At 68.8% G+C, this 17,140-nt stretch carries 20 protein-coding genes; 13 read left to right on the forward strand and 7 right to left on the reverse strand.

Annotated elements, in window-relative coordinates; all coding sequences use genetic code 11:
- Positions 1–53: 53 nt before the first annotated feature.
- Positions 54–935 carry a kinase gene (locus Q8N10_RS17850; RefSeq protein WP_304774551.1) on the forward strand — a complete coding sequence of 294 codons (882 nt, stop codon included), beginning with the start codon at positions 54–56 and terminating at the stop codon, positions 933–935.
- Here the strand turns inward: Q8N10_RS17850 and Q8N10_RS17855 are convergent.
- Together Q8N10_RS17855 and Q8N10_RS17860 are read right to left on the reverse strand one after the other, a co-directional pair.
- A complete protein-coding gene (locus tag Q8N10_RS17855; RefSeq protein ID WP_304774553.1) occupies positions 901–1,638 on the reverse strand; it encodes a YafY family protein in 738 nt (245 codons plus the stop codon). The two genes, Q8N10_RS17850 and Q8N10_RS17855, sit on opposite strands and share 35 nt — an antisense overlap.
- A 160-nt stretch (positions 1,639–1,798) precedes the next feature.
- Entirely contained in the window at positions 1,799–2,710 is a 912-nt protein-coding gene (locus Q8N10_RS17860; RefSeq protein ID WP_304774555.1) for a methyltransferase domain-containing protein, read from the reverse strand.
- Here Q8N10_RS17860 and Q8N10_RS21090 point away from each other — a divergent pair.
- The 5 genes from Q8N10_RS21090 to Q8N10_RS17880 are packed head-to-tail and all read left to right on the forward strand — an operon-like array spanning position 2,709 to position 5,084.
- Entirely contained in the window at positions 2,709–3,173 is a 465-nt protein-coding gene (locus Q8N10_RS21090; RefSeq protein ID WP_370690155.1) for a hypothetical protein, read from the forward strand. The two genes, Q8N10_RS17860 and Q8N10_RS21090, sit on opposite strands and share 2 nt — an antisense overlap.
- On the forward strand, positions 3,133–3,495 hold the full coding sequence (locus Q8N10_RS21095; RefSeq protein WP_370690156.1) for a ComF family protein: 363 nt from the start codon (positions 3,133–3,135) through the stop codon (positions 3,493–3,495). The genes Q8N10_RS21090 and Q8N10_RS21095 overlap by 41 nt, the downstream gene beginning before the upstream one ends.
- Before the next feature lie 33 nt (positions 3,496–3,528).
- Complete coding sequence (grxC, locus tag Q8N10_RS17870) at positions 3,529–3,786, forward strand: glutaredoxin 3 (RefSeq protein WP_304774557.1); 258 nt, start codon at positions 3,529–3,531, stop codon at positions 3,784–3,786.
- 39 nt (positions 3,787–3,825) lie between these two features.
- Complete coding sequence (locus Q8N10_RS17875; RefSeq protein WP_304774559.1) at positions 3,826–4,659, forward strand: carbon-nitrogen hydrolase family protein; 834 nt, start codon at positions 3,826–3,828, stop codon at positions 4,657–4,659.
- The gene (locus Q8N10_RS17880; RefSeq protein WP_304774561.1) at positions 4,656–5,084 is read left to right on the forward strand and encodes a DUF1178 family protein; all 429 of its coding nucleotides are present in this window, start codon (positions 4,656–4,658) and stop codon (positions 5,082–5,084) included. The genes Q8N10_RS17875 and Q8N10_RS17880 overlap by 4 nt, the downstream gene beginning before the upstream one ends.
- Position 5,085: 1 nt before the next feature.
- Here Q8N10_RS17880 and Q8N10_RS17885 read toward each other — a convergent pair whose 3' ends face one another.
- Positions 5,086–5,442 carry a DUF5655 domain-containing protein gene (locus Q8N10_RS17885; protein ID WP_304774562.1) on the reverse strand — a complete coding sequence of 119 codons (357 nt, stop codon included), beginning with the start codon at positions 5,440–5,442 and terminating at the stop codon, positions 5,086–5,088.
- 115 nt (positions 5,443–5,557) lie between these two features.
- Here Q8N10_RS17885 and Q8N10_RS17890 point away from each other — a divergent pair, with 115 nt between their 5' ends.
- Together Q8N10_RS17890 and Q8N10_RS17895 are read left to right on the forward strand one after the other, a co-directional pair.
- Complete coding sequence (locus tag Q8N10_RS17890; RefSeq protein WP_304774564.1) at positions 5,558–6,967, forward strand: M20/M25/M40 family metallo-hydrolase; 1,410 nt, start codon at positions 5,558–5,560, stop codon at positions 6,965–6,967.
- A 72-nt stretch (positions 6,968–7,039) separates the two neighbouring features.
- On the forward strand, positions 7,040–9,271 hold the full coding sequence (locus Q8N10_RS17895) for an arylsulfatase (protein WP_304774566.1): 2,232 nt from the start codon (positions 7,040–7,042) through the stop codon (positions 9,269–9,271).
- A 2-nt stretch (positions 9,272–9,273) separates the two neighbouring features.
- Here the strand turns inward: Q8N10_RS17895 and Q8N10_RS17900 are convergent, their stop codons facing one another.
- Complete coding sequence (locus tag Q8N10_RS17900; protein ID WP_304774568.1) at positions 9,274–9,798, reverse strand: TetR/AcrR family transcriptional regulator; 525 nt, start codon at positions 9,796–9,798, stop codon at positions 9,274–9,276.
- A gap of 153 nt (positions 9,799–9,951) precedes the next feature.
- Between Q8N10_RS17900 and Q8N10_RS17905 the strand changes: the two genes are divergently transcribed.
- The 3 genes from Q8N10_RS17905 to clpB all read left to right on the forward strand — a co-directional run bounded on the left by Q8N10_RS17905 (position 9,952) and on the right by clpB (position 14,302).
- Complete coding sequence (locus Q8N10_RS17905) at positions 9,952–10,923, forward strand: class I SAM-dependent methyltransferase (protein WP_304774570.1); 972 nt, start codon at positions 9,952–9,954, stop codon at positions 10,921–10,923.
- Between the two features lie 63 nt (positions 10,924–10,986).
- Positions 10,987–11,610 carry a pyridoxamine 5'-phosphate oxidase family protein gene (locus Q8N10_RS17910; RefSeq protein ID WP_304774572.1) on the forward strand — a complete coding sequence of 208 codons (624 nt, stop codon included), beginning with the start codon at positions 10,987–10,989 and terminating at the stop codon, positions 11,608–11,610.
- Between the two features lie 109 nt (positions 11,611–11,719).
- Positions 11,720–14,302, forward strand: coding sequence for an ATP-dependent chaperone ClpB (gene clpB, locus Q8N10_RS17915; protein ID WP_304774574.1), 2,583 nt, complete (start codon positions 11,720–11,722; stop codon positions 14,300–14,302).
- 59 nt (positions 14,303–14,361) lie between these two features.
- Here clpB and Q8N10_RS17920 read toward each other — a convergent pair whose 3' ends face one another.
- The gene (locus tag Q8N10_RS17920) at positions 14,362–14,796 is read right to left on the reverse strand and encodes a BA14K family protein (protein ID WP_304774576.1); all 435 of its coding nucleotides are present in this window, start codon (positions 14,794–14,796) and stop codon (positions 14,362–14,364) included.
- 167 nt (positions 14,797–14,963) lie between these two features.
- On the opposite strand from Q8N10_RS17920, the gene Q8N10_RS17925 reads away from it, so the two are divergent.
- Complete coding sequence (locus Q8N10_RS17925; RefSeq protein ID WP_304774578.1) at positions 14,964–15,302, forward strand: hypothetical protein; 339 nt, start codon at positions 14,964–14,966, stop codon at positions 15,300–15,302.
- A gap of 113 nt (positions 15,303–15,415) precedes the next feature.
- Here the strand turns inward: Q8N10_RS17925 and Q8N10_RS17930 are convergent, their stop codons facing one another.
- Both Q8N10_RS17930 and arfB read right to left on the reverse strand, forming a co-directional pair.
- Positions 15,416–15,961 (reverse strand): hypothetical protein, encoded by a 546-nt coding sequence (locus Q8N10_RS17930; RefSeq protein WP_304774580.1) that lies wholly within the window; start codon positions 15,959–15,961, stop codon positions 15,416–15,418.
- A 61-nt stretch (positions 15,962–16,022) separates the two neighbouring features.
- Positions 16,023–16,448 carry an alternative ribosome rescue aminoacyl-tRNA hydrolase ArfB gene (arfB, locus tag Q8N10_RS17935; RefSeq protein WP_304774582.1) on the reverse strand — a complete coding sequence of 142 codons (426 nt, stop codon included), beginning with the start codon at positions 16,446–16,448 and terminating at the stop codon, positions 16,023–16,025.
- 199 nt (positions 16,449–16,647) lie between these two features.
- Here arfB and Q8N10_RS17940 point away from each other — a divergent pair, with 199 nt between their 5' ends.
- Positions 16,648–17,139: a GNAT family N-acetyltransferase gene (locus tag Q8N10_RS17940; protein ID WP_304774584.1), complete on the forward strand. Its 492-nt coding sequence runs from the start codon at positions 16,648–16,650 to the stop codon at positions 17,137–17,139.
- Position 17,140 lies beyond the last annotated feature (1 nt).

The following is a 17,140-nucleotide window of genomic DNA, read 5'->3' on the forward strand; positions in this document are numbered from 1 at the left end:
CGGGAGGCGCGGAGATGGGGAATTTGCGCGGCGGTTGCTCTAAACCCTTCGCCATGGACGCCTGGCTTTCCGACTTCATCGCCGCCGAGGGCTTGCCTCCGGACTTCGCCGAGACCGCCCTGGCGATCTGCGCGCCCCTGGCCGCGCGGATCGTCGCCGACGCCCGAACGCCGGGCTTCGTCGTGGGGGTCTGTGGGAGCCAGGCCAGCGGCAAGTCGACCCTGACCGCCGTCCTGCGTCGCGTGCTGGAGGACAAGGGGCTCAAGGTGGCCTCTCTCTCGCTGGACGACCTCTACCTCACCCGCGCTCAGCGCCAGGATCTGGCGCGCGAGGTCCATCCGCTGCTGGCCACGCGCGGTGTGCCGGGAACCCATGATGTGGCCCTGGGCCTGGCGGTGCTTGATGGCCTGGCCGGCCCGGGCGAGACCCTGCTGCCCGCCTTCGACAAGGCGGCCGACGACCGACGGCTCCAGGGCGCGCCTGTCGCCGGGCCGGTGGACGTCATCCTGTTCGAGGGTTGGTGCGTCGGCGCCGTTCCGCAGGCTGATATCGCTGCGCCCATCAACACCCTGGAGCGTGACCGCGACCCCGACGGCCGCTGGCGGACCTTCGTCAATGACGCCCTCGCCGGCCCCTATCAGGACCTCTTCGCCCGCATCGACCTGCTGGTCCTGCTGAAGGCGCCCAGCTTCGAGGTGGTCCTGGCCTGGCGCCAGGAGCAGGAGGCCAAGCTGCGCGCCCGCCTGACCCGCGAAGGCGGCGACCTGAAGCGCGCCATGACCGACGCCCAGGTCGCAGACTTCATCGCCCACTACGAACGCCTGACCCGCCATATCCTGGCCGAGATGCCGGGCCGGGCAGACATGGTGGTGGCGCTGGATCAGCAGAGGCGGCCGGAGGCTACGGCCGCTCCGCCGCCGCGTCCCGCGCCTTGAACTTCTCGATCTCCTCGCAGCGCCGCTCCTCCATCACCCTGCGCCACTTGGCCCTCAGGACCGCGGGGCGTTCGGGATAGCGGTCCTCCAGGAACTCGGCGCCGGTCACCCGGTCGGCGCGGAAGGAGCGGAAGTCCTGGCGCATCTCGCACCAGGCCATCAGCATCCGGACAGTGTCGTGATAGCCGATGGTCACCGGCCAGATGGTGCGCTCGCTGTCGCGGCCCTGCTCGTCCTTGTAGTGGATGGCGATCTTGCGGCCGGCGTGAATCTGGGCGCGGACCTGGGCCATGTCGATGGCGTCGGGCTGGAGCTTCCACGACTTGGCGGCGCCCAGGGACGGGGCGTCGATATAGGGCCGCAGGCGTTCGGGAATGGCGGCGCTGATCTTGGCGATCAGGTCCTGGGCGGCCATGGCGAGCGCCGCGTCCCCCCGGCTGGCCACCCACTGGGCGCCCAGCACCGCGGCCTCGATCTCGTCAGGCGTCAGCATCAGGGGCGGCAGGTCATAGCCCTGGTCCAGCACATAGCCGATGCCCGCCTCGCCGCGCACCGGCACCCGCTGGGCCATCAGGTCGGCCACATCGCGATAGACCGTGCGCTTGGAGGTCTCCAGCTCCTCGGCCAATGCATCGGCGGTCACTGGACGGCGCGAGCGGCGCAGAATCTGGATGATCTGGAACAGGCGGTCGGCGCGTCTCATCGGGCCAAAGCTCCACTGTTGCCGCCACTACGGTGGCAGCAGGATGGCAATAGAACCCGGATCAACGCAACCGGAGAAACGCCATGATCAAGCTGAAACTCGTTAGGTAACCGAACCAGTTTTGGGGGTCGCCGGAACAACTTCACCTGGCGCCTAAAGTTCAGTCCTCGTCCCGCGGCAGCGGCTGTTCGATCGTCCCCAGGGCGTCGGCCAGCCGCATCTTGGCGCTGCCGGGCTTCAGGGGCTGCTGCTGGCTGGCGTCGGGGGTCCAGCCGGTGAGCGTCAGGATCTCGAAGGTCGCGGGCGCCCGGCCGTCCGGCTCGGCGAATCGCTCGACATAGATCTCCATCGCTCGCGCCAGCAGGGTCTTGGTCAGGGCGCGCGGGTGGCGATCGGCCAGGACGCTGGTCTCACCCATGGCCCGCAGGTCGGCCAGCAGCTTGATGGGATGGGAATAGCGCACGGTCACCCGGTCCACGTCGACGACGGGCAGCGCAAAGCCTGACCGCTGGAGCAGGCCCGCGGCGTCATAGGCGTCGGCGAAGGGCGAGATGCGGCTCGCCGCGCCGCCGGTCAGCTCGATCTCCGCCGACAGCAGGGAGGCCCGCAGCTCTGTGAGGGTCGCCCCGCCGAACATCGAGCCGATGAACAGGCCGTCCGGCTTCAAGGCCCGCCGGATCTGGATCAGGGCGCCCACCACGTCATTGGTCCAGTGCAGGGCCAGGGTCGAGACAACCAGGTCCAGCGACCCGAAGGCGAAGGGCAGGCGCTCCTCGTCGGCGACGATGCGCGGACCGTCGCGGCCGGCCAGCATGGCCGGCGAGAGGTCGGCCTCCACCAGCAGGCCTACCCGGCTCGCCGCATCACTCGCCCTCAGCGCCTCACGAAAGGCCCCGTTGCGGGCCCCGAGGTCGACGGCGCGCGGAAACTCCCGCAGGATCGCCTCCAGGCGCACCACGGCGTCCTCCGCCGCGCGGCGCTTGAGGAAGTCGGCGTTTCCGTAGCCGGGCGCGGCGCGGGTCAGGCGGGCGCGCAGCTGGGCGCGGTCGAAGAGCAGGGGCGGGGCGGACATGAGCCTGCAAGATGACGTGTCGGAGGCCTGGTGGAAACCAGGGCCGCGCATGAAATCCGCCGCGCGGACCGCTTTGGACCTCCTGTTCCCGCCTCAGTCCCTGGACGACGGACCTCGGCCGCTGGCCACCGGCCTTACCGCACCCGGCTGGAGCCAGATCACCTTCCTCGCCGACCCGGTCTGCGACGGCTGCGGGACACCGTTCGAATATTCCCTGGGGGAGGGGGTGCGATGCGCCGCCTGCCTGGCCAAGCCCCGCGCCTTCGCCCGGGCCCGGGCCGCCTGCCTCTATGACGACGCCTCGCGCGGCCCGATCCTGCAGCTCAAGCACGCCGACCGCACCGATCTGGCCCCCCCTTTTCGCCCGCTGGATCAGCCGCTCGGCGCGCGACCTGATCGCCGAGGCCCACGCCATCGCCCCGGTGCCGCTGCATCCCACCCGTCTGCTGGGACGCCGCTATAACCAGGCCGCCGAGATCGCCCGGCCGCTCAGCCGGCTGTCCGGCGTGCTCTATCTGCCCGATGCCCTGACCCGGGTGCGCGCCACGGAGACACAGGGCGGCAAGTCCGGCTCCGGTCGGCGCAGGAATGTGGCGGCGGCCTTCGCCGTGCCGCCCAGCCGCGCGAAACAGGTGGCGGGCCGGCGAATCCTGCTGATTGATGACGTCATGACCACCGGCGCCACCCTCGAAGGCTGCGCGCGCGCTCTGCTCAAGGCCGGGGCCGCCTGCATCGACGTGGCGGTGGTGGTCAGGGTGAAAGAAGCGGCGAACACCCCCATATGAGATCCTTCAACCTCTTTCGGCGTTAGTGGAGCCATGACCCAAGTCACCATCTACACCAAGCCCTTCTGCCCCTACTGCGTCCGCGCCGTCTCCCTGCTGGAGAAGAAGGGCGTCGAGTTCACCGAGATCGAGGCCGCCTTCGACCCGGAGAAGCGAAAGGAAATGATGCAGCGGTCCAACGGCCGCGCCACCTTCCCGCAGATCTTCATCGGCGAGGAGCACATCGGCGGTTGCGACGACATGATGGCCCTGGAGCGGGACGGCAAGCTGGACCCCCTGCTGGCCGCTTGAGCCTTGCCAAGCCGGGCGTTGCGGGCTTGTAGATAGCCCATGACCTTGCGCGTCGGACTGATCCAGACCCGGACCCCCGCCAGCCACGCCGCGGCGCTCGACCACCTCGCGCCGCTGGTGCGGGAGGCCGCCGCCAAAGGCGCGACCTTCATCGCCACGCCCGAGGCCAGCAACATCCTGCAGAAGGACAAGGCGGCCCTGCTGCCGCAGCTCAAGCTGCTGGCCGAGGATCCCGTCGTCCTCGGCATGCAGGCGCTCGCCAAGGAGCTCGGCGTCTGGCTGCTGATCGGCTCGGCTTTGGTGCTGCGCGAGGACGGCAAGGCCGCCAACCGCGCGGCGCTCATCTCGCCCAACGGTGAGATCACCGCCACCTACGACAAGCTGCACATGTTCGACGTCGACCTGCCCACCGGCGAGAGCGCGCGCGAGAGCGAGACCTACGAGCCCGGCGACCGCGCCGTCACGGCGCTCGCCGGCGAGACGCCGCTCGGCCTGACCATCTGCTACGACATGCGCTTCCCGGCGGTCTATCGGGCCCTCGCCCTGGCCGGCGCCCAGGTGATGATGGTCCCGGCCGCCTTCACCCGGCCGACGGGCGAGGCGCACTGGGAGATCCTGTTGCGCGCCCGGGCCATCGAGACCGGCAGCTTCGTGCTGGCGCCGGCCCAGGGCGGCTTCCACGAGGACCGCCGCGGCACCTGGGGCCACACCCTCGCCATCGCCCCCTGGGGCGAGATTCTCGGCGAACTGGCCCATGACGAGCCCGGCGTCCTGGTGGTGGACCTCGACCTCGCCGCCGTCGGCAAGGCGCGTTCCGCGATCCCGGCGCTCGCCAACGCTCGGGCCTTCGCCCCACCGGCGGCCCTCGCATGATCCGCTATGCGCTCGCCTGCGACCACGCCCACGAATTCGAGGGCTGGTTCGGCTCGTCGGAGGACTATGACGCCCAGGCCGACGCCGGCCAGATCGGCTGCCCGACCTGCGGCTCGACCGCCGTCACCAAACAGATCATGGCCCCCATGGTGGCCGGCACGAAGCGCAACACCCCAGACATGACGCCGGCCGCCCGCGAAGTCATGATGCAGGCGATGGCCGAGGTACGTCAGCACGTCGAGGACAACTTCGACTATGTCGGCGACACCTTCGCCGACGAGGCCCGCGCCATCCACGCCGGCAAGTCCGAGAACCGCGGCATCTACGGCGAAGCCACCCCCGCCGAGGTCCGCGACCTCAAGGAAGAAGGCGTCAACATCGCCCCCCTGCCGTCTGCGCCGGTGAAGAAGGCGTCGCTGAACTGACCTAGCCGGCCTCCTTCCAGGCCTCCGCCAGACGCGCCCGCACGAAGTCATCGACCTCCTGCGCGGATGAGAGTTCTAGATGGTGCGTGAAGCGGCCGGGCCTGGGCTCCACGACCTCCTTCCAGCGCAGTGAGGCGTCTCGTCGCCGCAAATAGACCGACAGGACGAGCGGCGCTCTTGCTCGCCTCAGGTACTGTTCCGGCCGCCAGGTCGCGGCGAAGGGATGTGCGCGAGAAAAGCCCACCTGACTCTTCCCGACCCGCACCCGCGCCGGGCCGATGGCCTCCACGGCGGCCTGGACGGCCTCATGAACGGCGCGAGCTTCGGGATGCCTCGCGAAGAAATCATCCACGGTCATGAGACGCTTCTCCAGCGCGCAACCCACGATACGGCAGCATTGGGCGCCGTCACATCCTTGCTCCCCGTGACGCCCCTGCCTAGGGTCCCGCCCAACAGTCGATTGGGGCCTTCACATGATCCGCACCGTCCTCCTCGCCGCGCTCGGCGCCGCGACCCTTTCGGCCTCCGCGGCCCAGGCCCAGACCCGGCCCGACCAGGTCGCCTTCCGTGCGCTCTACAAGGAGCTGGTGGAGACCAACACCACGCTCTCAGTAGGCAGCTGCACCGCCGCCGCCGAGAAGATGGGCGCGCGCCTGAAGGCCGCCGGTTACGCCGACAAGGACGTCCAGGTCCTAGTCCCCGCCGAGCGTCCCAAGGACGGCAACCTCGTCGCCACCCTGGCCGGGACGGATGCAAAGCTGAAGCCGATCATGCTGCTGGCCCACCTCGACGTCGTGGAGGCCAACCGCGCCGACTGGGAGCGGGACCCCTTCACCCTGATCGAGGAGGGCGGCTATTTCTACGCCCGGGGCGCCAGCGACGATAAGGCCATGGCGGCGGTCTTCACCGACAGCCTGATCCGCTACAAGGCCGAGGGCTTCAAGCCGCGGCGCGGCCTGCGCCTGGTCCTGACCTGCGGCGAGGAGACGTCGGACACCTTCGACGGGGTCGAGTGGCTCCTGAAGCACCATCGCCCGCTGATGGAGGCGCAGTTCGCCCTGAACGAGGGCGCGGGCGGGCGGCTCGACGCGGAGGGCAATCGCCAGTTCCTCGGCGTCCAGGCCGGGGAGAAGGTCTATCAGGACTTCACCCTGGTCACGACCAACCCCGGCGGCCACTCCTCGCGGCCGTCGAAGGACAACGCCATCTACCACCTGGCCGCCGCCATCGACCGGCTGGCCGCCTATGACTTCCCCATTCGGCTGAACGACGCCACGAAGAACCACTTCGAGAAGATGTCGATGATCGAGGGCGGCGCCTCGGGCGCGGCCATGGCGGCCGTCGCCAAGGATCCCACCAACGCCGCGGCCATCGCGCAGGTGATCAAGGACGCCAGCCGCAATTCCATGATGCGCACCACCTGCGTGGCCACCATGGTCGACGCCGGCCACGCCCCCAATGCCTTGCCGCAGCGGGCGCAGGCCAATGTGAACTGCCGCATCCTGCCGGGTGAGAGCCTGGAATCGGTGAAGGCCCAGCTGGTGAAGGTGTTCGCCGACGACAAGATCGCCGTCACCATGGTGGGCGTCCCCAGCCCCGTCTCGCCGCCGCCGCCGCTGACCCGCGCGATCCTGGGTCCCATCGAGCAGGTCTCCAACCAGATGTGGCCGGGCGTTCCCCTGGTGCCGACCATGAGCACCGGGGCCACGGACAGCCGCTTCACCAACGCCGCCGGCATCCCCAGCTACGGTCTCTCAGGCATGTTCGGCGATCCGGATGGCGGCGGGACCCACGGTCTGAACGAGCGCATCCGGGTCCGCTCCCTCTATGAGGGCCGGGATTTCCTGCATTCGGTGGTGAAGCTCTACGCGACCCAGAAGTAAGGCGAGCAGGGCCTCTTCCCGTCCTCCGGAAAAACTGGCATCTCTTCTGCCAATAGTTTTCCGGAGGATGCGATGGCGGCGAAGATCGGGGCGACCCTGGCGGACTCCACGCCCTACTGGCCGCCGCAGCCTACGCCGCCGAAAGGCGCGCCCAACATCCTGGTCGTTCTATTCGACGATGTCGGGTTCTCCGACTTCGGCTGCTACGGCTCGCCGATCAAGACGCCCACCATCGATGCGCTCGCCGCCGACGGCCTGCGCTATACCGGCTTCCACACCACGGCCATGTGCTCCACCACGCGGGCGGCGCTGCTGACCGGCCGGAACCACCACTCGGTGGGAATGGGCTGCCTCTCGAACTTCGACTCAGGCTTCCCGGGCTATCGCGGCAAGATCGCCCGCGAGGCCGGGACCCTGCCGGAGATGCTCAAACCGCACGGCTATTCCACCTACATGGTGGGCAAGTGGCACGCGACGCCCCTGACCGAGACCGGCCCTTCGGGTCCTTTCGACGGCTGGCCCCTTGGGCGCGGCTTCGACCGCTTCTACGGCTTCATGGACGCCGAGACCGACCAGTTCGCGCCCGAGCTGGTGCGCGACAACACCCCCATCGAGCAGCCCACGAGCTATGCCGAGGGCTATCACCTGACCGCCGACCTGGTGGACCAGTCGATCCGCTTCATCGCCGACCACCAGGCCGATGCCCCGGACAAGCCCTGGCTGCTGTGGCTGGCGCCCGCCGCCTGCCACGCCCCGCACCAGGCGCCGCAGCACATCATCCGTCAGTACGACCCGGTCTTCGAGCACGGTTGGGACGTGGAGCGCGAGCAGCGCCTGGCCCGCCAGACGGCGATGGGCATCGTGCCGCCTGACACCGTCATGCCCGACCGCAACGACGGCATCCGCGCCTGGGACGACTGCCTGCCGGACGACAAGCGGGTCTTCACCCGCCTGCAGAGCGCGTTTGCCGGCATGCTCGACCACGCCGACCGGCATCTCGCCCGGCTGGTGGCCTTCCTGGAGGAGGCCGGCATCAAGGACGACACCCTGATCGTGGTCATGTCCGACAATGGCGCCAGCCAGGAGGGTGGGCCCCTGGGCATGGTCAACGCCATGGGCTCCTACAATCTGAAGTTCGAGCCTATGGCCGAGAAGCTGGCCCGGATCGACGACATCGGCGGGCCCGACAGTCATTCCAACTTCCCGCAGGGCTGGGCCATGGCCTCCAACACCCCCCTGCGCCGCTATAAGCAGAACACCCACGGCGGCGGTATCCGCGATCCCCTGGTGATCTCCTGGAAGAACGGCCTGGCCGCGCGCGGCGAGCTGCGGACCCAGTTCGCTCATGTCAGCGACTTCACGCCCACCCTGCTGGACATCCTGGGCCTGGAGCCGCCGCAGGTTATCGCCGGGGTCCCACAGATGCCGCTGGAGGGCGTCAGCTTCGCCGCCTCCCTTAAGGACCCCTCGGTTCCCAGCAAGGCCAAGTCCCAGCACTTCGAGATGTTCGGCCACCGCGGCCTCTGGAAGGACGGCTGGAAGGCCGTGGCCTTCCACCCGCCCGGCACGCCCTTCGACACCGATGTCTGGGAGCTCTACCGCCTCGACGCCGACTTCTCGGAGACCCGCGACCTCGCCGCCGCCGAGCCGGAAAAGCTGGCCGCCCTGGTGGCCGAGTGGTGGAAGGCCGCCGAGACCTACAAGGTCCTGCCGCTCGATGACCGCTTTGGCCCCCGCTTCGCCGAGAACGCCCTGCGTTATCACGGCGCCCGCAAACGCTTCGTCTTCCACCCCGGCATGGGCCACCTGCCCGCCGACGTGGCGCCGGACGTGCGCAGCCGCTCCTACGTCATCGAGGCCGAGGCGGTGATCCCGCCGGGCGGCGCGGACGGGGTGCTGCTGGCCCACGGCGACGCCACCTGCGGGTACTCCTTCTATGTCCAGGACGGCCGGCTGCATCACACCCTGAACGTCGGTGGCGCCTTGGCGACGGTCAGCTCCGCCGAGCCCATCGCGCCAGGTCTGCGCAAGCTCGCCCTGCGCTGCCGCCAGGGCTCCGACGGCCGCACCTTCACCCTGGCGATCGACGGGCGCGTGGCCGGCGAGGTGAAGACCCATATCGGCTTCGCCACCTTCATCTCCTGGTCGGGCCTGGATATCGGCCGCGACCGGGGCAGCCCCGTCGCCCCCTATGCCGCCCCCTTCACCTTCACCGGCAAGCTGCGGCGCGTCGTCGTCACCATGGACGCCGACCAGGACCTGGACGGCGAGCTGCTGGGCGAGGCGGAGATGGCGCGGCAGTAAGCCTAGGCTGGCGGCACGGCCTGAGCCGCGGCGTAGAGCATTTCGACGACCGCCTCCGGGGTGGCCGGCGTGTGGCCCGCGAGCCAGGTGCTCAACAGGCCCAACTGTCCCCCGGCCAGCTGGGCCGCGAGAAGAGTTGGGTTCCGGATCTCCGGCCGGGCCCGCAGCCGCGCCTCGATGAGACCGGCCAGCGTCTTGGCCAGCAGCGGCCGGGTCGGCGCCGCGAAAAGGACGGCGCCCACCCGCCGGTTCTCCCAGAAGTGCTCCACCACCGCCAGCAGGCGCGCGTCGTCGTGCTGCGGCCCGAGCATGTCGGCCAGGACCCCGAAGGGCCCCGACAGCCCCGCCTTCAGCAGGTCGTCCTTGCCCTCATAGTGCTCGTAGAAGGTTGAGCGGCCGACCCCGGCGCGGGCGATGATGTCGGCCACCCTGAGTTGGTCGTAGCGGCGCTCCAGGACCAGCTCGACGAAGGCGTCGAAGAGCGCCGCCTTGGTGCGCTGGATCGGCCGGCTGTCTGCGAAATCCATCAAGACCACCTCCGCGCCGGACAACGCGCGCGCCATGTCCGGAAACTGGACAATCCTTGGGCCGTGTCCGGCCCGGACGGGCCGGACTAACGCTAGAGGTTAGGGCCAGGGCGGGGCTGCGCAAGGCCCACGCCAATCCGATGGAGCCCACCCATGGCTGCTGAACACGCCAATCGAAACCCTCACGGACACATGTGGCTGATGGCCGTGGTCGGCGTCGCCGCCGGCCTGGCCTTGATGGTCTTCGCCCCCAGGCTGGCGGTGGTGTCGAATTCCCTCTTGCTGTTCGCCGGCTTCCACATCGTCGGCGGGGTGGTCGTACTCAGCACCCTCTTTGTCTCGGGTCTGAGCAACCGGCTCCCTCGGCTGACAGGTGCGGCGCGTTCGGCGCGGGCTTACGACTTCGGCTGGGGGCCGGGCTGGATGAACGGGCTGGCCATCGCCGCCCTCATCACACTGGCCGCCGCCGTCCTTCTGCAGCTGACGCGGCCGGGAACCTGGCCCCTGGCCTTCGCCCTCGTGGGTCTCTCGGCTCTCCTGCTGGTGGGCAATGCGGTGATGCGCGGCTTCCGCCGCACCGACCACGTGGTCCTGCCCATGGTGGACCTGTTGTCGAGCGACCATGACCTCGTGCTCGACGCCGGTTGCGGCAGCGGGCGGACCACCATCGCCCTCGCCCGCACCCTGAAGTCGGGGCGGGTGGTGGCCTTCGACCGCTTCGACGCCGGCTATATCGACGGCGGCGGTCGGGCCCTGCTGGACAACAACCTGAAGGTCGCCGACCTCACCGGGCGAGTCGACATCGTGAGCGGCGACCTGACCGCCATGGCCTTCGCCGACAACCACTTCGACGCCGCCGTCAGCACCCACGTCTATGATCACCTGGGGAGTGGGAAGGCCGGCGCCCTTTCGGAAACCCTGCGTGTGCTCAGGCCGGGCGGCCGGTTCCTGATGGCGGTCTGGGTTCCAGGCCTCGCCATGTTCGCCGTTGGCAACGTCTTGTCCCTGTTCCTCACCAGCAAGGCGCGGTGGCGGGCCCTCGCCGCGAACGCGGGGTTCCAGGTCATCGACGAGGGCATGTTCAACCACACCTGGTTTGTTCTGCTGGAGAAACCGCGGGCCTAGACATCAGGGTTGTCATCGGAGGTTGGCGGCATGATCTAGCAAGCCTGCTTCGGAGCTGACGCCATGGCCTACGACTACCTCGACCGGCTCGCCACCCCCAGCGTGCAGTCGGCCCAGGCGGCCAATGGCGCCCGCAAGATCTGGGAACGGTTCGAGGGCGAGCGGACCTCCGACCGGTTCACCGAAAATGAAGCGGCCTTCATTAGCGAGCGCGACAGCTTCTACCTTGCCAGCGTGTCGGAGAGTGGCTGGCCCTATGTGCAGCATCGCGGCGGCCCGCGGGGTTTCCTGCGGGTGCTGGACGAGACCACCCTGGGCTTCGCCGACTATCGCGGGAACCGCCAGTATATCAGCCTGGGCAATGTCGTCGCCGACGACCGGGTCGCCCTGATCCTGATGGACTATCCCAACCAGGCGCGGCTCAAGATCCTGGCCCACATGGAGGTCCGCGACCTGGCCGCCGATCCTGAGCTGGCCGCGCGCCTGACCGACCCCAGCTACAAGGGACGCCCGGAGCGGGCGTTCGTGCTGAAGCTGGAAGCCTTCGACTGGAACTGTCCGCAACACATTACCCGGCGCTTCACCGGCCCGGAGATCGAGATGGTGCTGGGACCCATGCGCGAGCGGCTCGAGGCGCTGGAGGCCGAGAATGCGGCGCTCCGGCTCCAGGCCGCCGGCCGGCCCTAACTTTTCCGGCCGCCACGCTTGTGTGGCGAAAGGGCCACACCTACATCGAGGCCGTGGAGGTTGCGCTTGATCAAGGCGGCCCCGCTAATCCGCCTTACGAGGGGACCTCATGAATATCGACCTCTATTCCGACCGCGCCAAACAGGCGATCCAGTCCGCCCAGAGCCTGGCCATGGCCAGGGGGCACCAGCAGCTCGCGCCCGAACACCTGCTCAAGGTTCTGCTTGAGGAGAAGGACGGCCTCTCCCGCGCCCTCATCGAGAGCGCCGGCGGGCGGCCCGATGTCGTCGAACCGGCGACTGACACACTGCTCTCCAAGCGTCCCCGCGTGGAGGGCGGCTCGGGCCAGATCTACATGGCCCCTGAGACGGCCCGAGTCTTCGCCGAGGCCGAGAGCGGCGCCAAGGCGGCCGGCGACGCCTTCGTCACCACCGAACGCCTGCTGATCGCCATCGCCAAGGAAGGCGGGGAGGCGGGCAAGGCCCTGTCGTCCGCCGGCGCCACGGCGCCTGGCCTTGAGGAAGCCGCCAAGGCGGTCCGCAAGGGCCGCACGGCCGATAGCGCTTCGGCCGAGGAAGGCTATGACGCCCTCAAGCGCTACGCCCGTGACCTGACCCAGGCGGCCCGTGACGGCAAGCTCGACCCGGTGATCGGCCGCGACGAGGAGATCCGCCGCACCATCCAGGTGCTGCAGCGCCGCACCAAGAACAACCCCGTGCTGATCGGCGAACCCGGCGTGGGCAAGACCGCCATCGTCGAGGGCCTGGCCCTGCGCATCATCAACGGCGACGTCCCCGAAGGCCTGAAGGACAAGAAGCTCTTGTCCCTCGACATGGGCGCCCTGATCGCTGGGGCGAAGTACCGCGGCGAGTTCGAGGAGCGCCTGAAGGCGGTGCTCAACGAGGTGATCGCCGCCGAGGGCTCGATCATCCTGTTCATCGACGAGATGCACACCCTGGTGGGCGCGGGGAAGAGCGACGGGGCGATGGACGCCTCCAACCTGCTTAAGCCGGCCCTGGCGCGGGGCGAGCTGCACTGCGTCGGCGCCACCACCCTCGATGAATACCGTAAGCACGTGGAGAAGGACCCGGCGCTCGCGCGCCGCTTCCAGCCAGTCTTTGTCGACGAGCCCACGGTGGAGGATACCGTCTCCATCCTGCGCGGCCTCAAGGAGAAGTACGAGCTGCACCACGGGGTGCGGATTTCCGACAGCGCCATCGTGGCCGCCGCCACCCTGTCGCACCGCTACATCACCGACCGCTTCCTGCCCGACAAGGCCATCGACCTGATTGACGAGGCCGGCAGCCGCGTGCGCATGGCGGTCGACAGCAAGCCCGAGGAACTCGACGAGATCGACCGCCGCGTCGTGCAGCTGAAGATCGAGCGCGAGGCCCTGACCAAGGAGACCGACGCGGCTTCCAAGCACCGCCTGGAAAAGCTCGAGGAGGAACTCTCCGAGCTTGAATCCGAGTCCCAGGAGATGACCGCCAAATGGCGCGCCGAGAAGGAGAAGGTCGGCCAGTCCGCCCAGCTCCGCGAGGCCGTCGACCGCCTGCGCGCCGAGCTTGTCGCCGCCCAGCGCCGGGGCGACCTGCAGCGCGCCTCGGAGATCGCCTATGGCGAAATCCCGGGCCTCGAACGCCGCTTGGCCGAGGAGGAGGCCAAGGAGCCCACCGACGCCGTCAGTCCCGAGGTGGTGGACGCCGAGCAGATCGCCGCCGTGGTCAGCCGCTGGACCGGGGTCCCCGTCGAGAAGATGCTCGAGGGCGAACGCGAGAAGCTGCTGGCGATGGAAGACGCCCTGAGGGGCCGCGTGGTCGGTCAGGAGGAGGCCCTGGTCGCCGTCTCCGACGCCGTCCGCCGCGCCCGCGCAGGGCTGCAGGATCCGGCCCGGCCCATCGGCTCGTTCCTGTTCCTCGGCCCGACCGGCGTGGGCAAGACCGAGCTCACCAAGGCTCTGGCCGAATTCATGTTCGACGACGAGGCCGCCATCACCCGGATGGACATGAGCGAGTACATGGAGAAGCACTCGGTCAGCCGCATGATCGGCGCGCCCCCCGGCTATGTTGGCTACGACGAGGGCGGGGCGCTCACCGAGGCGGTGCGCCGCAGGCCCTATCAGGTCGTGCTGTTCGACGAGGTGGAGAAGGCCCACCCCGACGTCTTCAATATCCTGCTGCAGGTGCTGGACGACGGCCGTTTGACCGACGGCCAGGGCCGCACGGTCGACTTCCGCAACACCATCCTGATCATGACCTCCAACCTTGGCTCGGAATTCCTGGCCGGCCAGTCGGAGGGCGAGGATGTCGAGGAGGTCCGGCCCATGGTCATGGACGTCGTGCGCCGCCACTTCCGGCCTGAGTTCCTGAACCGGATTGACGAGATCATCCTCTTCAAGCGGCTGGGCCGGTCGGAGATGGACAACATCGTTGGTATCCAGATGCAGCGGGTGGAGAAGCTGCTGGCCGCCCGCCGGATGTCCATCACCCTGGACACTGCGGCCAATCACTGGATCGCCGATCGCGGCTACGACCCGGTCTATGGGGCTCGGCCGCTCAAGCGGGTGATCCAGAAGGAGCTGATCGACCCCATCGCCAAGAAGCTCCTGGCCGGGGACTTCCAGGACGGCTCGGTGATCGAGGTCGGCGCCACGGACGAAGGCCTGCAGATCGGCAAGGCGAAAGTGCACTAACGTAAAAGGGTCCCGCTCATTGCTGAGCGGGACCTGATTTTACTGCGGGTCAGACCAGCCTAGAGCCTGCAGCGGGTCCAGACGCGACCCGTGAAGTACATGTCCCGGGCCGGGTTGTAGCTGCGGTAGCGAATCTGGCAGGCGCGGACATGCCCGTACCAGCTGTTGGAATGACGCCAGTGGCGCGGTGGCGGAGCCGGCTGGCGGCCCCACCGGTGGTCCCAGCGGCCATAGCGGTTGTCATAGCGGTCATTACGATTGCGAATGCCGTCGTTGTCGCGGTCCCGGTCGTAGCGATTGTGAATACCGTCGTTGTCGCGGTCCCGGTCATTGCGGTTGCGGATGCCGTCTCCGTCGCGGTCGCGGTCGTACCGGTTCGGAACGCCGTCGCGGTCGAGGTCGCCGTAAGGTCGGGGTTGGGCCGAAGCCGTGCTAACGCCGGCGGCGGCGGCCAAGGATATGGCCGCCAGGCCGATAGTGATGAGTTTGCGCATCAAGTCTCCCTTGGGGTAACCGTCCCGCTGGAGTTAACGCCCCGGTAATGGGTTAGTTCGGCAAAAGCCGCCAATCTGTGCTAAAGGGGCTTATGACTGATCGCGCCCCTGCTGTTCGCGTCTGCGAACGTTCGCGCGTTTTCCCAGACCAGTAAGGAGTCGGCGCTATGCCCGAGGAACAATTCATCCAGATGTACGTCCGCGATTTCGCCACCATGGCGTCGCGGGTCGAGGCCGGCTCGGACATCGAGGCCCAGCTGAACAAGCGCATCACGGAGACCCGCTCGCACGCCGCCCTGATGGACGCCCGTAAGGCCGAGGGCCACTTGGCGGCGGTCATCGAACGCCTGCGCTCGGAAGCCCGCAAGGACGCCTCCCAGGCGGTGAAGAATACGCCCGATCCGGTCGCGGCCGCCGCGCGTCGTCAGGAATTCATGCTGCGCGTGGCCGACATGCTCGATTCCGAGATGGCCGAACCCGAGAAGCGCGGCGCCGCGCGCTTCTAGAAGCCGCTTGCGGCTTATCTTCAGCATAGCTGGCCCAGGTCGTGACCTACGACCTGGGTCCCGCATTGGCTGCTTCGCGCCGCCGAAGATCGGTCGCGGGGATGAGCGGGTCTTTACAGTTCGATCGCCACTGGCCGGCCCGCGCGGATCTCCACGCGGCGCATGATCGCCATGTCCGGACCACTGCCGCCGACGGGCTTGGCGACCGTAATCACGAACCAGGCGCCGTTCGCCAGGCCCTGGAAGTTGAAGCGATCCGACGCGTCGCAGGTGGTGCGGCGGACAAAGGCCGAATAGTCGCCGTTGGGGGCCGACGGCGTGCGCGCGCGCACCTGTTCGGCCGGCAAGGCCGAGTGGTCGGGCGAGTTGTAGAGAATGGTCATCCGCCGGCGCGTCCACAGCGTCTCCGGCGTCAGCACCACGCCGGCGCCCGCGCAGGTGTAGCGCGCTACGCCGCTGCGGAAGGTCATGCGCCCATCGATCCGGCCTCGGCCCGGAACCGCCGACCAGGCGAAGTCGCCCGGACGGAAGACGCCGGCCGACGGCGGACCGCCGGACCCCGGCGGGGGTGGCGGCGGCGGACCCAGCGGAGCTGTGGTGGCGCAGGCCGAAAGCCCAACGAGGGCGGCGGAGATCAGGAGAAGACGTGCGGGGGTCATGACCGGCGCACCATAGGCAAGGGGAGGGGGCCGCGCCAAGGGGGTTCGTGGGTCCATGACCCTAGTCGTCGCCGCGTACCTTCCCCCGCGTCGCCTTGACCCCGCCGCGCTTGACCTTGGAGTCCACGCGCCGCGCCTTGGCCGCCTTGCTGACCTTGGTCTTCTTGCGCGGCGGCGGCGGTGGTTCGGCCGCCTGGCGGATCAGGTCCAGCAGGCGGGCCAGGGCGTCGGCCCGGTTCCGCTCCTGGGTGCGGTGGGTCATGGCCACCAGCACTAGCACCCCGTCCAGGGTCACCTTGCGGCCCCCCAGCTTCATCAGGCGAATGGCCACGTCGTTGGGCAGGGACGGCGAGCCGCGCACATCAAAGCGCAGTTCCACGGCCGTCGACACCTTGTTGACGTTCTGACCGCCCGGACCCGCGGCGCGGATGAACCGCTCCTGGACCTCGTCGTCGTTCAGAGTGATATCGGGGGTGACTTCGATCATGGGTTCCAGCCGCGCCTGCGACTCGCTAATCTTGGGCCATGCGCAACCTAGCGGCCCATATGCAGCTTTGCACCGCCCCGTCCGGGCTGGCGAGAACTGCTGTGCGCTAGGTTTCGTACCACACCGCAGATCACCAGCCCCGCCGGCGACGGACGGGGCTTTTTTCATGGCCCTCTCCGCCGACCTTTTGGAGAGAGACATGAGCGACATCCTGATCCGGGCTCGAGAGCCTGCGGACATGGCCGACATCACCGAGCTGCTGAACCAGCCCCGCGCCATCTGGGGCACCCTGCAGATGCCCTTCGTCAGCCTCGACGCCCGCCAGAGGCGCGCCGCCTCAGGTGCGCCTGGAGACCTGCATCTGGTGGCGGTGATCGACGGCAAGGCGATCGGCTCGGCCAGCCTCAACCGCTTCGAGAACCGGCGCGTCCACGCCGGGTCCATCGGCATGGCCGTGCACGACGCCTATGCCGGACGCGGGGCGGGCTCGGCCATGATGGCGGCCATCGTCGGCCAGGCCGATAACTGGCTGAACCTGGCGCGGCTGGAGCTGAACGTCTGGTCCGACAACACTCGCGCTATCGCGCTCTACGAGCGCTTCGGCTTCGAGCGGGAAGGCGTGTTCCGGAACTACGCCTGGCGCGACGGCGCCTATGCCGACTCCGTGGCGATGGCGCGGTTGCGACCGTGAC

Source organism: Phenylobacterium sp., from assembly GCF_030693625.1.
Lineage (GTDB): Bacteria > Pseudomonadota > Alphaproteobacteria > Caulobacterales > Caulobacteraceae > Phenylobacterium > Phenylobacterium ferrooxidans.

Excerpts from the sequence above, each read along its gene's own strand:
- Q8N10_RS17850 (WP_304774551.1), top strand. The coding sequence starts at position 54 with ATGGACGCCTGGCTTTCCGACTTCATCGCCGCCGAGGGCTTGCCTCCG.
- Q8N10_RS17855 (WP_304774553.1), bottom strand. The coding sequence starts at position 1,638 with ATGAGACGCGCCGACCGCCTGTTCCAGATCATCCAGATTCTGCGCCGC.
- Q8N10_RS21090 (WP_370690155.1), top strand. The coding sequence starts at position 2,709 with ATGAGCCTGCAAGATGACGTGTCGGAGGCCTGGTGGAAACCAGGGCCG.
- Q8N10_RS17860 (WP_304774555.1), bottom strand. The coding sequence starts at position 2,710 with ATGTCCGCCCCGCCCCTGCTCTTCGACCGCGCCCAGCTGCGCGCCCGC.
- grxC (WP_304774557.1), top strand. The coding sequence starts at position 3,529 with ATGACCCAAGTCACCATCTACACCAAGCCCTTCTGCCCCTACTGCGTC.
- Q8N10_RS17875 (WP_304774559.1), top strand. The coding sequence starts at position 3,826 with ATGACCTTGCGCGTCGGACTGATCCAGACCCGGACCCCCGCCAGCCAC.
- Q8N10_RS17880 (WP_304774561.1), top strand. The coding sequence starts at position 4,656 with ATGATCCGCTATGCGCTCGCCTGCGACCACGCCCACGAATTCGAGGGC.
- Q8N10_RS17885 (WP_304774562.1), bottom strand. The coding sequence starts at position 5,442 with ATGACCGTGGATGATTTCTTCGCGAGGCATCCCGAAGCTCGCGCCGTT.
- Q8N10_RS17890 (WP_304774564.1), top strand. The coding sequence starts at position 5,558 with ATGATCCGCACCGTCCTCCTCGCCGCGCTCGGCGCCGCGACCCTTTCG.
- Q8N10_RS17895 (WP_304774566.1), top strand. The coding sequence starts at position 7,040 with ATGGCGGCGAAGATCGGGGCGACCCTGGCGGACTCCACGCCCTACTGG.
- Q8N10_RS17900 (WP_304774568.1), bottom strand. The coding sequence starts at position 9,798 with ATGGATTTCGCAGACAGCCGGCCGATCCAGCGCACCAAGGCGGCGCTC.
- Q8N10_RS17905 (WP_304774570.1), top strand. The coding sequence starts at position 9,952 with ATGGCTGCTGAACACGCCAATCGAAACCCTCACGGACACATGTGGCTG.
- Q8N10_RS17910 (WP_304774572.1), top strand. The coding sequence starts at position 10,987 with ATGGCCTACGACTACCTCGACCGGCTCGCCACCCCCAGCGTGCAGTCG.
- clpB (WP_304774574.1), top strand. The coding sequence starts at position 11,720 with ATGAATATCGACCTCTATTCCGACCGCGCCAAACAGGCGATCCAGTCC.
- Q8N10_RS17920 (WP_304774576.1), bottom strand. The coding sequence starts at position 14,796 with ATGCGCAAACTCATCACTATCGGCCTGGCGGCCATATCCTTGGCCGCC.
- Q8N10_RS17925 (WP_304774578.1), top strand. The coding sequence starts at position 14,964 with ATGCCCGAGGAACAATTCATCCAGATGTACGTCCGCGATTTCGCCACC.
- Q8N10_RS17930 (WP_304774580.1), bottom strand. The coding sequence starts at position 15,961 with ATGACCCCCGCACGTCTTCTCCTGATCTCCGCCGCCCTCGTTGGGCTT.
- arfB (WP_304774582.1), bottom strand. The coding sequence starts at position 16,448 with ATGATCGAAGTCACCCCCGATATCACTCTGAACGACGACGAGGTCCAG.
- Q8N10_RS17940 (WP_304774584.1), top strand. The coding sequence starts at position 16,648 with ATGAGCGACATCCTGATCCGGGCTCGAGAGCCTGCGGACATGGCCGAC.